13 protein-coding genes are annotated in these 15,387 nt (G+C 60.4%); 6 read left to right on the top strand and 7 right to left on the bottom strand.

Features of this window, described 5'->3' with window-relative positions; genetic code table 11:
- Positions 1 to 3: 3 nt before the first annotated feature.
- From ACA044_RS02220 to ACA044_RS02205, 4 genes are read right to left on the bottom strand one after another with little or no spacing between them, the layout of a single operon-like run.
- Positions 4 to 531 carry a pilus assembly protein PilP gene (locus tag ACA044_RS02220; protein ID WP_497444970.1) on the bottom strand — a complete coding sequence of 176 codons (528 nt, stop codon included), beginning with the start codon at positions 529 to 531 and terminating at the stop codon, positions 4 to 6.
- Positions 528 to 1,151 (bottom strand): type 4a pilus biogenesis protein PilO, encoded by a 624-nt coding sequence (pilO, locus tag ACA044_RS02215; protein WP_497444969.1) that lies wholly within the window; start codon positions 1,149 to 1,151, stop codon positions 528 to 530. Before pilO ends, ACA044_RS02220 begins: the two co-directional genes overlap by 4 nt.
- Positions 1,148 to 1,714: a PilN domain-containing protein gene (locus tag ACA044_RS02210; RefSeq protein ID WP_497444968.1), complete on the bottom strand. Its 567-nt coding sequence runs from the start codon at positions 1,712 to 1,714 to the stop codon at positions 1,148 to 1,150. The genes pilO and ACA044_RS02210 overlap by 4 nt, the downstream gene beginning before the upstream one ends.
- On the bottom strand, positions 1,714 to 2,778 hold the full coding sequence (locus ACA044_RS02205) for a pilus assembly protein PilM (RefSeq protein WP_497444967.1): 1,065 nt from the start codon (positions 2,776 to 2,778) through the stop codon (positions 1,714 to 1,716). Before ACA044_RS02205 ends, ACA044_RS02210 begins: the two co-directional genes overlap by 1 nt.
- A 218-nt stretch (positions 2,779 to 2,996) precedes the next feature.
- On the opposite strand from ACA044_RS02205, the gene ACA044_RS02200 reads away from it, so the two are divergent.
- Positions 2,997 to 5,435 carry a penicillin-binding protein 1A gene (locus tag ACA044_RS02200; protein ID WP_497447151.1) on the top strand — a complete coding sequence of 813 codons (2,439 nt, stop codon included), beginning with the start codon at positions 2,997 to 2,999 and terminating at the stop codon, positions 5,433 to 5,435.
- 181 nt (positions 5,436 to 5,616) lie between these two features.
- Here ACA044_RS02200 and ACA044_RS02195 read toward each other — a convergent pair whose 3' ends face one another.
- The 3 genes from ACA044_RS02195 to rpmE form a co-directional block, all read right to left on the bottom strand.
- Positions 5,617 to 6,885: a malic enzyme-like NAD(P)-binding protein gene (locus ACA044_RS02195; protein ID WP_497444966.1), complete on the bottom strand. Its 1,269-nt coding sequence runs from the start codon at positions 6,883 to 6,885 to the stop codon at positions 5,617 to 5,619.
- 184 nt (positions 6,886 to 7,069) lie between these two features.
- Positions 7,070 to 7,870: a thermonuclease family protein gene (locus ACA044_RS02190; RefSeq protein WP_497444965.1), complete on the bottom strand. Its 801-nt coding sequence runs from the start codon at positions 7,868 to 7,870 to the stop codon at positions 7,070 to 7,072.
- Positions 7,871 to 7,884: 14 nt separating this feature from the next.
- Positions 7,885 to 8,115 (bottom strand): 50S ribosomal protein L31, encoded by a 231-nt coding sequence (rpmE, locus tag ACA044_RS02185; protein WP_077747612.1) that lies wholly within the window; start codon positions 8,113 to 8,115, stop codon positions 7,885 to 7,887.
- 203 nt (positions 8,116 to 8,318) lie between these two features.
- On the opposite strand from rpmE, the gene ACA044_RS02180 reads away from it, so the two are divergent.
- The 5 genes from ACA044_RS02180 (at position 8,319) to hslU (ending at position 15,378) form a co-directional block, all read left to right on the top strand.
- The gene (locus ACA044_RS02180; RefSeq protein WP_497444964.1) at positions 8,319 to 10,538 is read left to right on the top strand and encodes a primosomal protein N'; all 2,220 of its coding nucleotides are present in this window, start codon (positions 8,319 to 8,321) and stop codon (positions 10,536 to 10,538) included.
- Positions 10,539 to 10,774: 236 nt separating this feature from the next.
- A complete protein-coding gene (gene argS, locus ACA044_RS02175; RefSeq protein ID WP_497444963.1) occupies positions 10,775 to 12,511 on the top strand; it encodes an arginine--tRNA ligase in 1,737 nt (578 codons plus the stop codon).
- A gap of 1 nt (position 12,512) precedes the next feature.
- On the top strand, positions 12,513 to 13,220 hold the full coding sequence (locus tag ACA044_RS02170; RefSeq protein ID WP_497444962.1) for an SPOR domain-containing protein: 708 nt from the start codon (positions 12,513 to 12,515) through the stop codon (positions 13,218 to 13,220).
- 232 nt (positions 13,221 to 13,452) lie between these two features.
- The gene (gene hslV, locus ACA044_RS02165; RefSeq protein ID WP_497444961.1) at positions 13,453 to 13,983 is read left to right on the top strand and encodes an ATP-dependent protease subunit HslV; all 531 of its coding nucleotides are present in this window, start codon (positions 13,453 to 13,455) and stop codon (positions 13,981 to 13,983) included.
- Between the two features lie 54 nt (positions 13,984 to 14,037).
- Entirely contained in the window at positions 14,038 to 15,378 is a 1,341-nt protein-coding gene (hslU, locus tag ACA044_RS02160) for an ATP-dependent protease ATPase subunit HslU (RefSeq protein WP_497444960.1), read from the top strand.
- Positions 15,379 to 15,387: the final 9 nt, after the last annotated feature.

Genomic DNA, 15,387 nt, shown 5'->3' with positions numbered 1-15,387 from the left:
CCACTATGAGTGCTCTTTCAAAGGGATGGTCCGCGGCCGCTCCAGCCAGGCGCCTTCGCCATCGGGAACGATTTCGACCACTTCGACTTGCGAACCGCTGATGGCGACGATCCGCCCATCGTTACGCCCCAGGTAATCGCCGACTTTCAGCCGATGCACACCACCCGCCCCGCGCAGTAGCGCAAAGGAGCCGGTTGCATTGGAGAGGGTGCCGACCATTTCAAATTGCTCGATGTTGAAACCTTCGAGGTACTGCTTGACCCGATTGGGGTCGGGTTTGACGTTGCGTGAGCCATGCTTCTGGCCAGCCAGATCGACTCTGACCTGCCGGGAGAACGGGCTACGCAGGTTGGCAGCGTTGTAGGTGAATGTCGGGTAAGACCGGAATGTCGGCGTTGGTTCAATCTTGCCGGGTGCACGCAGACGCACTTCGTTCAGGTAGGCGTCCAGATCGTTGAAATCATTGTCACCACCACAACCGGCCAGGACGACCAGGCACATAACCATCGACAGGTAACGACTCGGGCTCATTTTTGCCCCCCTTTGTCGTTGTAGCGGTAGGTTTTGGCAAGGATGCTCATGCGCAACTTCGGACCGCCGTCTGGATTGGCCGGCGCCAGATCGAAGTCATGCAGGGTGACAATCCGCGGCAACCCGGCCACGCCGCTGACGAAAGTGGCCAGGTCGTGATAAGCGCCGGTGACGGTGATCTGGATAGGGAGTTCGATGTAGAACTGTTGGGTGACCTCCGGGAGCAGCTTGATCTCTTCAAACTCCAGGCCGCTGCCCAGACCGGTGCGGGTGATGTCCTCCAGCAGGCCGGGGACTTCAGTGTCGCTGGGCAATTGCCGCAGCAGCATGCCAAAGGAGCTCTCCATTTCCTTCATCTGCTGGGTATACAGCTCCAGATTAGCCGCCATATGGGCTTTGGTCGCGAACTGCTCCTTGAGCGTCGACTCTTCCTCGTGCTTGAGTTCGAGGTGATTTTGCAGGTCGCTGATCAAGAAGCTGTAGCCCAGGGCCAGCACCAGAACCATAAGCAGGACACTTGCCAGAACCTTGATCGCGGCTGGCCAGGACCCCATGTTGTTGGTGTCAAGATCGTTGATGTCGATCTGGCGCAACCCTTCTAACCATTCGGATGGCCTCATTTAGCGTCCCCCACAACTGCGGGCTGAGTCTGACGGACGGTCAACTGAAAAACATTGGCCTGATCCAACTGACCAGCAGTGGTCGCTTTGACTTCCGTGAGATTGGGCGCATCGAACCAGTCGGATGCATCAAGGTTGCGCATCAAATCCGAAACACGATTGTTGGACTCCGCAGCGCCGGTGATGGACAAGGTCTTGCCGACCATTTTCACTTCGGTGAAATAAACCCCATCCGGCAAGGTACGCGCCAATTGGTCGAAAACCCTCCCGCTGATCGGTCGGTTGCCCTGCAGGTCCTGAATGATGCGCATGCGCTCGACCAATTGTTGTCGACGGGCCTTCAGGTCGCTGATCTGTTTGATCCGCTCGTCGACCACGGCAATCTGCTTGCCGATGTAATCGTTACGGGCGACTTGTCGATTAACGGCACCGTTAATGACCTGGTCTGCAATCAGCAGCGCCCCCACTGATCCCACCAGTACACCGGCCAGCGCCAGCAAAAAACGTTTGCGGCGCCCTTCGCGCAACTCTTCGCGCCAGGGTAAAAGATTGATTCGCGCCATCAGTCGAAACTCCTGAGGGCCAGCCCGCAGGCGATCATCAGTGCCGGGGCATCGCCGGCCAGGGCACCGGCGTTGACCTTGCTGCTCAAGGTCATGTCGGAGAATGGATTGGCGACCTGGGTCGGCGTACCCAGTCGTTGCTCGATCAACCGGTCCAGCCCAGGGACTGAGGCGGTGCCGCCGGCCAGGAGGATGTGATCGACCGAGTTGTACTGGCCGGAGGCAAAGAAAAACTGCAACGAACGCGACACCTGTTGCACCAATGCATCACGAAACGGCTGCAAGACCTCGCTGACGTAATCGTCCGGCAAACCGCCCTGTTTCTTCGCCAGCCTCGCCTGCTCGACCGTCAGGCCATAACGACGCTGGATTTCTTCCGTCAGTTGACGGCCGCCGAACAATTGTTCGCGGGTGTAAATGATCCGCCCGTTATGCAGCACGCTCAGGGTGGTCATGGTGGCGCCGATATCGACCACCGCTACGGTCAGACGCTCCTGAGAGGCGGCCAGCTGGGTTGCCAGCAGGCCGAACGATCGCTCCAGGGCATAGGCTTCGACATCGACCACTCGTGCGGTCAACCCGGCCAAGGCCAGGGCCGCTTCACGAACCTCGACGTTTTCCTTGCGACAGGCCGCCAGCAGCACATTGACCCGCTCGGGGTTGCGCGCCGACACGCCCTGCACTTCGAAGTCGATCGCCACTTCATCCAGTGGATAAGGGATGTACTGGTCGGCCTCGATCTTCAGTTGGTTTTCCATCTCGTCGTCGGAAAGACCGGCGTCCATCTCGATGGTCTTGGTGATGACCGCCGAACCGGCCACGGCCACGGCCACGTTTCTGAGGCTGGTTTTGGCCTTGGACAGCACGCGCGCAAGGGCCTGCCCCACACCTTCGAGCTCGGCGATATTTTTCTCGACCACAGCACTGGCGGGCAGCGGCTCGACCGCATAGGCCTCGACCCGGTAGCGGTCACCCTGGCGACTTAGCTCCAGCAGCTTCACCGACGTGGAGCTGATGTCGATCCCCAGAAGCGTATTGGCTTTTTTATTGAAGAGTCCTAGCACTACCAATTCCCTATGACTATCCGTGAGTTACGGACTCTGTAATATCCATTGCGTTCAATACCCCCCGTCTTGACAGAAGCGCAAATGACGCTACCGACGGAAAAATGCTTATAATGCCGAGCGTTTTTTCCGCTTTTACTGCAAGCGCGGGTCATTCTCTGTATAGCCTGAACCCTGATGCCTAATTCATTCTTTGCCCTGGATATCCAAAAGCCTTGATTCGTCTGCTGAAATTTTTCGGTTGGTCCATCGTCGCCGTTTTCTGCGGACTGCTCCTGGGTCTGAGCGGCGCCTTTCTTTACCTTAGCCCTGGATTGCCGTCCGTGGAGGCGCTAAGAAGTATTCAGTTGCAGATTCCTTTGCGGGTGTACAGCAGCGACAACAAGTTGATCGCAGAATTTGGCGAAATGCGCCGCACGCCAATCCATTTCGCCGACATTCCCCCCAATTTCATCAATGCGTTACTAAGTGCTGAAGACGACAATTTCGCCAACCACTATGGCGTCGATCCCAGCAGCCTGATGCGTGCCGCCACCCAGTTGGTAAAGAGCGGACACATTCAGTCCGGCGGCAGCACCATCACCATGCAAGTGGCGAAGAACTTCTTCCTGACCAGCGAACGCAGCTTCTCGCGCAAGACCACCGAAATTCTCCTGGCCCTGCAAATCGAACGGCAGTTGACCAAGGACGAGATTCTCGAGCTGTACGTCAACAAGATCTATCTGGGCAACCGCGCCTACGGCATCGAGGCGGCGGCGCAGGTCTATTACGGCAAGTCGATTCGTGACGTCAGCCTGGCGCAGATGGCGATGATCGCCGGCCTGCCAAAAGCCCCGTCACGTTTCAACCCGCTGGCCAACCCGGCCCGCAGCAAGGAACGGCGCGACTGGATCCTGGGGCGCATGTACAAGCTCGGCAAGATCACCGAAGCCGACTACACCGCTGCAATCAATGAGCCGCTGAACGCCAGCTACCACGTGCCGACCCCGGAAGTGAACGCACCGTACGTCGCTGAAATGGCCCGTGCCGAAATGGTCGGCCGCTATGGCAGCGATGCATATACCGAAGGTTTCCGCGTCACCACCACGGTGCCAAGTGGTCTGCAGGAGATGGCCAACACCGCGGTTCACGAAGGCTTGATGACCTACGATCAACGGCACGGCTATCGGGGCCCCGAATCACGCCTGCCAGGTAAAACCCGAGAAGCCTGGACCCTGGAGCTGACCAAGCAGCGGATCATCAGCGGCCTGGAACCGGCGATCGTGACCCAGGTCGACAAGAACGGCGTGCAGGTACTGACCCGCACCGGTGAAGAACACGTCGCCTGGGATACCATGAAGTGGGCTCGCCCATTCCTGAACACCAACAGCATGGGCGCCAATCCGAAGCAGCCGTCGGATGTCGCGCAAGTCGGTGATTTGATCCGCGTGCAGCGTCAGCCGGACAATTCGCTCAAATTCACCCAGATTCCGCAGGCCCAGGGCGCGCTGGTTTCCCTCGATCCGCAGAACGGCGCCATTCGTTCGCTGGTCGGCGGTTTCGCCTTCGAGCAGAGCAACTACAACCGCGCCATGCAGGCCAAGCGTCAGCCGGGTTCGAGCTTCAAGCCGTTCGTCTACAGCGCCGCCCTGGACAACGGCTACACCGCCGCCAGCCTGGTGAACGACGCACCGATCGTGTTTGTCGACGAATACCTGGACAAAGTCTGGCGCCCGAAGAACGACACCAACACATTCCTCGGCCCGATCCGCATGCGTGAAGCACTCTACAAATCGCGCAACCTGGTATCGATCCGCCTGCTGCAAGCGCTGGGTGTCGACCGCACCATCGATTACATCAGCAAGTTCGGCTTCAACAAGCAGGACCTGCCGCGCAACCTGTCCCTGGCACTGGGCACGGCAACCCTAACGCCCATGGAAATCGCCACCGGCTGGGCCACCTTCGCCAACGGCGGTTACAAGATCACCCCGTACATCATCGACAAGATCGAAAGCCGGAATGGCGACACCCTGTTCGTCGCCAACCCACCGAGCGTTCCGAAAGGCGACGTAGCCAGCGATGGCATCGCCGTGCCGGCCTCCAACACCTTCACGGTCAACGCCACTCCAGGCGAAGCACCGAGCGTTCAGCCAGCACCACAAACGTCAGCCGTGGCCGAGCGCATCATCGATGGCCGTACCACTTACATCCTCAACAGCATGCTCGAGGACGTGATCAAACTCGGCACCGGCCGCCGCGCCCTGGCACTGGGCCGTAGCGACATCGCGGGCAAGACTGGTACCACCAACGAATCCAAGGATGCCTGGTTCTCCGGCTACAACGCCGATTACGTGACCACCGTCTGGACCGGCTTCGACCAACCGGAAAGCCTGGGCAAACGCGAGTTCGGCGGCACCGTTGCCCTGCCGATCTGGATGAACTACATGGGCGCCGCCCTCAAAGACAAGCCACCTCATACCCAGTCAGAACCTGAAGGCATTCTCAGCCTGCGGGTCGACCCGGTCAGCGGTCGTGCAGCCACCCCAAGCACGCCTGGAGCCTACTTCGAACTGTTCAAGGCCGAAGACACGCCACCGTCGGTGAACGAGCTGGGTAACGGCAATGTGCCGGGCAGCCCGCTGCCGGCGGACGAGGCGGCGCCGATCGATTTGTTCTGATCGCGCTGCAACACCTAAAAGCCCCGCTCTTCTCTGGAAGGCGGGGCTTTTTAGTAGCTGGGTTTCCTATCAGGCAGCCTTCGCGGGCAAGCCTCGCTCCTACAGGGTGTGCAAAAACCGCAGGCAATAAAAAGCCCCGACTCGCGAGAGCCGGGGCTTTTGGTTGAAGCGCTACAACGGCTTAGCCGTTGAACACGTCATCCACGCTTTTCAGCGGGTAGTTCTTCGGATACGGCAGGGTCGCCACACCAGTCTCGATCGCAGCTTTGGCTACGGCATCGGAGATCAGGGTGATCAGACGGGCATCCATTGGTTTCGGAATGATGTACTCACGGCCGAATTCCAGTTTGATGCCGCCGTAGGCGTCGCACACTTCCTGAGGTACTGGCAGCTTGGCCAGTTCACGCAGGGCGTTGGCGGCAGCCACTTTCATTTCTTCGTTGATGCGCTTGGCGCGAACGTCCAGGGCACCACGGAAGATGAACGGGAAGCCCAGTACGTTGTTGACCTGGTTCGGGTAGTCCGAACGGCCGGTGGCCATGATCACGTCGTCACGGGTGGCGTGAGCCAGCTCCGGGGCGATTTCCGGATCAGGGTTGGAGCACGCGAACACGATCGGGTTGGCCGCCATGGATTTCAGGCCTTCAGCGCTCAGCAGGTTCGGGCCGGACAGGCCAACGAACACATCAGCACCTTTCAGAGCGTCAGCCAAGGTGCGCTTGTCGGTCGCGTGAGCGAAGACAGCCTTGTACTGGTTCAGGTCGTCACGGCCGGAGTGGATCACGCCGGTACGGTCAACCATGTAGATGTTTTCGATGTTGGCGCCCATGCTCACCAGCAATTTCATGCAGGAGATGGCGGCCGCACCGGCGCCCAGGCAGACGATCTTGGCATCCGGCAGGGTTTTACCGGCGATTTCCAGGGCGTTGATCATACCGGCGGCGGTCACGATCGCAGTACCGTGCTGGTCATCGTGGAATACCGGAATGTCGCACTGCTCGATCAGAGCGCGTTCGATCTCAAAGCACTCAGGTGCCTTGATGTCTTCCAGGTTGATGCCACCGAAGGTGATGGAGATACGTTTAACGGTGTCGATGAAGGCTTGCGGGCTTTCGGAGTCGACTTCGATGTCGAATACGTCGATGCCGGCGAAGCGCTTGAACAGCACACCTTTACCTTCCATTACCGGCTTGGAAGCCAATGGACCGAGGTTACCCAGGCCCAGAATCGCGGTGCCATCGGAAATAACTGCAACCAGGTTGCCTTTGCCGGTGTATTTGTAGGCCAGTTCAGGATCGCGGGCGATTTCGCGTACTGGTTCGGCTACGCCGGGGCTGTAGGCCAGCGACAGATCGCGAGCGGTAGCGGTGGCCTTGGTGAGCTCGACACTCAGCTTCCCTGGACGAGGATGGGCGTGATATTCGAGAGCGGCAGTTTTCAGATCAGACATGTGGGCATTCCGCTTTTTACTGTTGGACAGACGGACCGCCGAGGATACGCGTGTCGCAAAGTCCCCACAAGACTGACCAGTCACCCCTGTCAAGCGCCCAGCCCTACGACTTAGGGCCAAGAGCCACGGAACACAAGGGATATACTGTTCACAATCGATATAAAAAATGTCTACAATTTTTTTCTTACGGCGTTGTCTGCAACATCGCCGGATCGGTCAGCGGCAGAAGCCAGCGCGCCTGCCCCGGTTTCAGCCCGCCACGGCGCGAACGATCCACCACCCAGCCACGAGCCTCGATTTTCTTGCCTTTGAGCTTTTCAAGCGACGCAACATCGAATTGCCCCAGCACATTGGGTGCAACCCGCAATACAACCGAATCCTGCAACTCGATCCAAATCCCGCCGCGATTGCGCTGAACCTTGCTCACACGACCACTGAGTACAGCGAAACCGGAAACACTGATCTGCTCCGCTTTCAGTACAGGAGATTGCCGCCACAACCCGAGGCCGGCCTGACGGGCACTGCGTTCCGCCACTTGCTGGCAGCCGACCAAAGCGACATTCGGTGCCACCGCCACCTGAAAACCGAGGCCCTCGGCGAGCATCTGCGCTTCGAAGTTGGCACCATCGACGCCGTAGACATGGGCGAGGGTGCGGCCGTAATGGTCCTTGCTTTCTTTACCCGGCAGCAAACGGACCTGCCCGTCGCTGGCGGCCACCAGCGCTTCCAGGCGTTTGCGCGCGGCCACGGCGAACGGCTCGTCAGAACGGCCCTGCTTGCCCAGCTCCGGCGTGTTCAAACCGATCATGCGTACGCTGCGGCCATCGCTCAGACGCAAGGTGTCGCCATCCACCACCCGCTGCACCGCGACTGGCGTCAGCCCGCTTGGCGCCGGGCAGAAGGCCTGCGCGCCAGAGAGCCAAATCGCGGACACAAAAAAGGCGCCCGCGAGGGACGCCTTTTTTATCAGCAAGTAAAAGCCCATCGGGCTTTTCTGCCTTACTCTGCAGCAGCCGGAGCTTTCTTGCCGAAAGCACCGAAACGGTCTGCGAAGCGCTGAACGCGGCCGCCAGTGTCCAGAGTCTTCTGCTTACCGGTGTAGAACGGGTGGCACTCGTTGCAAACGTCGATCGGCAGAGCTTTGCCGAAGGTCGAACGGGTTTCGAACTTGTTGCCACAGCTGCAAGTAACAGCAATGACTGGATAATCTGGATGGATATCAGCTTTCATGGTGTCTTCCTCGGGCTAGCGTGCCGCCACCCAACACTATTGTTGAATACCGCACGTAATTAGGCCGCGGATTCTACCAGACAATGCCGATCACGCAAGCTGTCGCTGAGACCGACCGTCTGCTAGGCTCCCGACCCAAGGCGCCGTCTCACAGGTTATGCGCCAGCCTTTCATTTATTGCCCGCCCAAAGAGATCCCCCCGCGTGCCCGACGCCATTCTGCGCCTCGCCCTGCCTTCGCCCCTGCGCCGCCTGTTCGATTATCGTGCCCCGGCCGGAGTCTTGCGCACCCAGCTACACCCGGGCATGCGCTTGCGGGTGCCGTTCGGTCGGCGGGAGATGATCGGGATTCTGGTGGAAATCACCGACCATAGCGAAGTCCCGACGGAAAAGCTCAAACCGGCCCTGGCGCTGCTCGATGCCGTACCACCGCTGCCGCCTGCGCTGTTCAAGCTGTGCCTGTGGACTTCCCAGTATTACCAGCACAGCCTTGGCGACACGTTGAGCTGGGCGCTCCCGGTGTTGCTGCGTCAGGGCGAACTCGCCGAAGCGCGCCAGGAACGCTTCTGGTCTGCCGCGCCGGGCGCCAGCCTTGATGATCCGCGCATTGCCCGCGCCCCACGGCAACGTGAAGCCCTGGCAACCCTGGCCCAGCATCCCCACGGCGTCGCCCATCAGTTGCTGAGCAAACTGATGCTGAGCAAGGACAGCCTCGACTTGTTGCTGGCCAAGGATCTGGTGCAGGTAGACATCCGCAAGCACGCACCCGGCGCTCGCCACGAACACTGGCTGGCGCAACCGGAATTACCGCTCAACCCGGAGCAGCGCGCGGCTTATGAAGCGATTCGCGCCGGATTCGACAGTTATCACGCGTTTCTGCTGGCCGGCGTCACCGGCAGTGGCAAGACCGAAGTCTATTTGCAGCTGATCCGCGAAACCCTCGAGGCCGGCAAGCAAGCCCTGGTGCTGATCCCGGAGATCAACCTCGGCCCACAAACCCTGGCGCGCTTCGAGCAGCGTTTCAATGCACGCATCGCGCTGATCCACTCCGCCGTCAACGACCGCGAGCGCCTGGAGGCCTGGTTGGCAGCACGGGATGGTGAGGCCGACATTATTATTGGCACCCGCTCGGCACTGTTCACGCCGATGAAGAACCCCGGCCTGATCATCATCGATGAAGAGCACGACGGGTCCTATAAACAGCAGGAAGGCCTGCGCTACCACGCCCGCGATTTGGCACTGGTTCGCGCCCGGCAGGAAAACATCCCGATTGTTCTCGGCTCCGCCACACCTTCGCTGGAAAGTCTGCAAAACGCCTACACCGGTCGTTACGGCCTCTTACGCCTGAATGAGCGGGCCGGAGGCGCCAAGCAACCGCGTTTCCTGCGCCTGGACGTGAAAAGTCGTCCGCTGGACAGCGGCATTTCCGGGCCGATGCAGCAAGCCATCGGTCAGACCTTGGCCGCCGGCCAGCAGGTGCTGGTGTTCCTCAACCGCCGAGGATTCGCCCCGACACTGCTCTGCCACGATTGCGGCTGGATGTCTGAATGCCAGCGCTGCGACGCGCGAATGACCGTGCACCAGCGCTCAGGCGAACTGCGTTGCCACCATTGTGGCTACGTCGAACGAGTGCCCCGGCATTGCCCGAAGTGCGGCAAGGTCGATCTGCGGCCCGTGGGCGCCGGTACCGAGCGCGCCGAGGAACGCCTGGGGATTCTGTTCCCAGACGTCCCGGTGCTGCGGGTCGACCGCGACAGCACCTCGCGCAAAGATGCGATGAATCAGCTGTTCGCCACCATCCAGAAGGGCCAGCCGTGCATTCTGGTCGGCACGCAGATGCTTGCCAAAGGGCACCACTTTCCACGGGTGACCCTGGTGTCGATTCTCGATGCCGATGGCGGACTGTTCTCCGGTGACTTCCGCGCCAGCGAGCGCATGGCACAGCTGATCGTCCAGGTCGCCGGGCGCGCGGGGCGGGCCGAAGAGCCGGGCAAAGTGATCATCCAGACGCACCTGGCGGACCATCCGCTGCTGGTGCAACTGACCGAACAGGGCTATTTCGCCTTTGCCGAACAGGCGTTGAGCGAACGCCGCTCCGCAGGGCTTCCGCCGTTTGCGCATCTCGCGCTGCTGCGGGCCGAAGCGCATAAACCGGGGCAGGCCGAAGGCTTCCTCGATGAGGCGTGCAGCGAGGCCGAGCGTTTGCTGGCCGAACAGAATCTGAGCGGTATCGAATTATTGGGGCCAGTGCCTGCGCCGATGGAACGCCGGGCCGGACGCTACCGCGCACAGTTGTTGTTGCAGGCCACGGCCCGGGCGCCGTTGCATCGATTGTTGAGCAGTTGGTTGCTGATTTTGGAGCAGATGCCGAGTGGGCGGGCGGTGCGTTGGTCTTTGGATGTCGATCCGGTCGATTTGTATTGATTGGAAGATTGCCTTCGCAGGCAAGCCTCGCTCCTACAAGGTCCGGGTTGCACACAACATCCGCGAACGACGTAAATCCGTAGGAGCGAGGCTTGCCCGCGAAGGCGGTCTATTTGTCACCACATATCCATAACCTGCCCGCTATAGTTGGCAAGCCCGCCTTCGCAACGGATAATGCCCAGTTTTTCCACCAGCGCATCGAAGCGCCGCCGCGCTTGCGGTCGAAAGAGAAGACCATGAAAGACACCATTCGCCAGCTGATCCAACAAGCCATCACCCAACTCGTCAACGAAGGTGTGTTGCCTGAAGGCTTGTCGCCGGTGATCCAGGTGGAAAACTCCCGTGACAAGACTCACGGCGACTTCGCCAGCAACATCGCGATGATGCTGGCCAAACCGGCCGGCATGAAGCCGCGTGATCTGGCCGAAAAAATCATCGCCGCGCTGCCGGCTGACGAGAACGTCTCCAAAGCCGAAATCGCCGGCCCTGGCTTCCTGAATTTCTTCCAGAACACTCAAGCCCTGGCGACCCGCCTGGACGCGGCGCTGGCCGACGACCACATTGGCGTGCGCAAGGCCGACCCGGTGCAGCGCACCGTGGTTGACCTGTCGGCGCCGAACCTGGCCAAGGAAATGCACGTTGGCCATTTGCGCTCGACCATCATCGGCGACGGCGTGGCCCGGGTTCTGGAGTTCCTCGGCGACACCGTGATCCGTCAGAACCACGTCGGCGACTGGGGCACCCAGTTCGGCATGCTGATGGCTTATCTGCAGGAAAACCCAGACACCCGCGATGAACTGTCGGACCTGGAAAACTTCTACCGCGCCGCCAAGCAGCGTTTCGACGAATCCGAAGAGTTCGCTGATCGTGCCCGTGGTCTGGTGGTCAAGCTGCAAGCCGGCGACCCGGACTGCCTGGCGCTGTGGACGAAGTTCAAGGACATCTCCCTGTCCCACTGCCAGAAAATCTACGAGCTGCTGAACGTCAAACTGACCATGGCCGACGTGATGGGCGAGAGCGCCTATAACGACGACCTGATCAACGTGGTCAACGACCTCAAGGCCGCTGGCCTGCTGGTCGAGAGCAACGGTGCTCAATGCGTGTTCCTCGACGAGTTCAAGAACGCCGATGGCGACCCGCTGCCGGTAATCATCGTCAAGGCTGACGGTGGCTACCTCTACGCCACCACCGACCTCGCAGCCGTGCGCTACCGCAGCGGCGTGCTGAAGGCCGATCGCGCGCTGTATTTCGTCGACCAGCGCCAGGCCCTGCACTTCCAGCAAGTGTTCCAGGTCGCGCGCCTGGCCGGCTTCGTGACGCACCCGATGGAAATGGAACACATGGGCTTCGGCACCATGAACGGCGCCGATGGCCGTCCGTTCAAGACCCGTGACGGCGGCACCGTGAAGCTGATCGACCTGCTGACCGAAGCCCAGGAACGCGCCTATACGCTGGTGAAGGAGAAGAACCCGACGCTGGCCGAAGACGAATTGCGCAAAATCGCCAAGGTCGTGGGTATTGGCGCCGTGAAGTACGCCGACCTGTCCAAGCACCGCACCAGCGACTACAGCTTCAACTTCGACCTGATGCTGAACTTCGAAGGCAACACCGCGCCATACCTGCTGTACGCCTACACCCGGGTGGCCGGCGTGTTCCGCAAACTCGGCAAGGATTTCAGCGAAGTCGAAGGGCAGATCGTCCTCGAAGCGGCGCACGAACATGAGCTGGCGGCGAAACTGGCGCAGTTCGGCGAGATCCTGAACAACGTGTCCGACAAAGGCACGCCGCACATCCTCTGCACCTACCTGTACGATGTTGCCGGCCTGTTCTCCAGCTTCTACGAGAACTGCCCGATTCTCGGTGCCGACACCCCGGCGCAAATGCAGAGTCGTTTGCGCCTCGCCGCGCTGACCGGCCGCACTCTCAAGCAAGGCCTGGAACTCTTGGGTCTGGAAACTCTGGAGCGTATGTAAGTTGGCTGCCAAGAAAAAACCTGCACCCAAGCGTGGCGCCAGCCGTTACCAAGCTCCTGCAAAGCAACCGATCCCGGGCTGGTTGTGGATGGCCATCGGCCTGACGGTCGGCGCGTTCATTGTGTTCCTGATGAAGCTGGAGCCGGGCAAGGGCAGCGATACCGTCAAGCGCGAAAAAATCGAGCAGCAGAAAGCCACCAAGATCGCCGAGGCCAACAAGACCCCGCCGAGCCCGACGCAGCCGGTGAAGCCGAAGTACGACTTCTACACGTTGCTGCCGGAATCGGAAGTCATCGTGCCGCCGGACGCGGTGCCGGAGAAAACCCTGCCGACGCCACAAGTGCCGGCCATTCCGACCACGCCGGTAACACCTGCGGAAGCGGCGAAAATCGACACCGCCCGGGCTCAAGCGGCATTGGCCGGCATCACCCCGCCGCCAGCGCCACCGGTGGCAAAAGCTGCACCGGTGACCAAGTTCTTCCTGCAGGCCGGTTCGTTCCGCAAGGAGGCCGATGCCGACAAGGTTCGTGCGCAGATCATTTTGCTGGGGCAGGCCGTGTCGGTTGAATCCGGTACCGTGAAGGACGAGACCTGGTATCGGGTTCTGGTCGGCCCGTTCAGCAACCGCGAACAACTGACCACCGCCCAGAAACAACTGGCCGGCAGCGGCTTCAGCAACCTGTTGTTACAACAGCGCCAGAGCCGCTGATTTCGTCAGAGACACCGCGTCATCGTTCTTCGCGGGCAAGCCTCGCTCCTACAGGATCACCTAAATCTCTGTAGGAGCGAGGCTTGCCCGCGAAGGCGTCCGAACAGACAACACACCCCATCCCTGCCCCACACCGCTCGTCCCCCGCCCCGTCCTACAGTTGAAAAACGCTCTACCACCCCCATATGAGTTGGCAGAAGGCATTTTCGCCCCGCTGCGTGGAGACTCTCCCTTGACCACCATCGTTTCAGTTCGCCGCCACGGCAAAGTCGTCATGGGCGGCGACGGCCAGGTTTCGCTCGGCAATACCGTGATGAAAGGCAACGCGAAGAAAGTTCGCCGCCTCTACCACGGCCAGGTTATCGCCGGTTTTGCCGGGGCCACCGCTGACGCCTTCACCCTCTTCGAGCGTTTCGAAGGCCAGCTCGAGAAACATCAAGGTCACCTGGTTCGCGCCGCCGTCGAACTCGCCAAAGAATGGCGCACCGACCGCTCCCTGAGCCGCCTCGAAGCCATGCTCGCGGTCGCCAACAAAGATGCCTCCCTGATCATCACCGGCAACGGTGACGTGGTTGAGCCCGAAGAAGGCCTGATCGCCTTGGGTTCCGGCGGCGGCTACGCCCAGGCTGCCGCAAGTGCCCTGCTGAAGAAAACCGATTTGTCGGCCCGGGAAATCGTCGAAACCGCCCTGGGCATCGCTGGCGACATCTGCGTGTTCACCAACCACACCTTCACTATCGAGGAGCAGGATCTCGCTGAGTAAGCCTGTGTTGGCCTAGCGCCACGGCTCACTTTTGCTTGAGGACCGCCAATTATTATGCCCATGACCCCCCGTGAAATCGTCCACGAACTCAATCGCCATATCATCGGCCAGGACGATGCCAAACGCGCCGTCGCCATCGCCTTGCGCAACCGCTGGCGCCGGATGCAGCTGCCCGAAGAGCTGCGCGTCGAAGTCACCCCCAAGAACATCCTGATGATCGGCCCGACCGGTGTCGGTAAAACCGAGATCGCCCGTCGCCTGGCCAAGCTCGCCAACGCGCCGTTCATCAAAGTCGAAGCGACCAAGTTCACCGAAGTGGGCTACGTCGGCCGCGACGTCGAATCGATCATTCGCGATCTGGCTGACGCTGCGATAAAACTGCTGCGCGAACAGGAAATGACCAAGGTTCGCCACCGCGCTGAAGACGCCGCCGAAGAGCGCATCCTCGACGCTTTGCTGCCACCGGCACGCATGGGCTTCAGCAACGAGGACTCCGCACCGTCGGCCGACTCCAACACTCGTCAGCTGTTCCGCAAACGCCTGCGTGAAGGTCAGCTGGATGACAAGGAGATCGAAATCGAAGTGGCCGAAGTGTCCGGCGTCGATATCTCCGCGCCACCGGGCATGGAAGAAATGACCAACCAGCTGCAGAGCCTGTTCGCCAACATGGGCAAGGGCAAGCGCAAAAACCGCAAGCTCAAGGTCAAGGAAGCGCTGAAACTGGTTCGCGACGAAGAAGCCGGTCGCCTGGTCAACGAAGAAGAGTTGAAGGCCAAGGCCCTGGAAGCCGTCGAGCAGCACGGCATCGTGTTCATCGACGAAATCGACAAGGTCGCCAAGCGCGGCAATTCCGGTGGCGTCGACGTGTCCCGTGAAGGTGTGCAGCGCGATTTGCTGCCGCTGATCGAAGGCTGCACCGTCAACACCAAACTGGGCATGGTCAAGACCGACCACATCCTGTTCATCGCCTCCGGTGCGTTCCACCTGAGCAAGCCGAGCGATCTGGTGCCGGAGCTACAAGGTCGCCTGCCGATTCGTGTCGAACTCAAGGCCCTGAGCCCGGAAGATTTCGAGCGCATCCTCAGCGAACCGCATGCATCGCTCACCGAACAGTATTGTGCACTGCTGAAAACCGAAGGTCTTCTCATCGAATTCCTGCCGGACGGCATCAAGCGTCTCGCCGAGATCGCCTGGCAGGTCAACGAGAAAACCGAAAACATCGGTGCTCGTCGCCTGCACACCCTGCTCGAGCGCCTGCTCGAAGAGGTGTCGTTCAGCGCCGGTGATCTGGCCAGCACCCACGAGGACAAGGCGATCCTGATCGACGCCGATTACGTCAACAGTCACTTGGGCGAATTGGCGCAGAACGAAGACCTGTCCCGTTATATCCTGTAGGTCTCAATC

It is taken from the genome of Pseudomonas sp. LBUM1673, from assembly GCF_059695645.1.
Note: the sequence above shows the minus strand (reverse complement) of the source record. Positions and strands in the feature narration are given on the sequence as shown.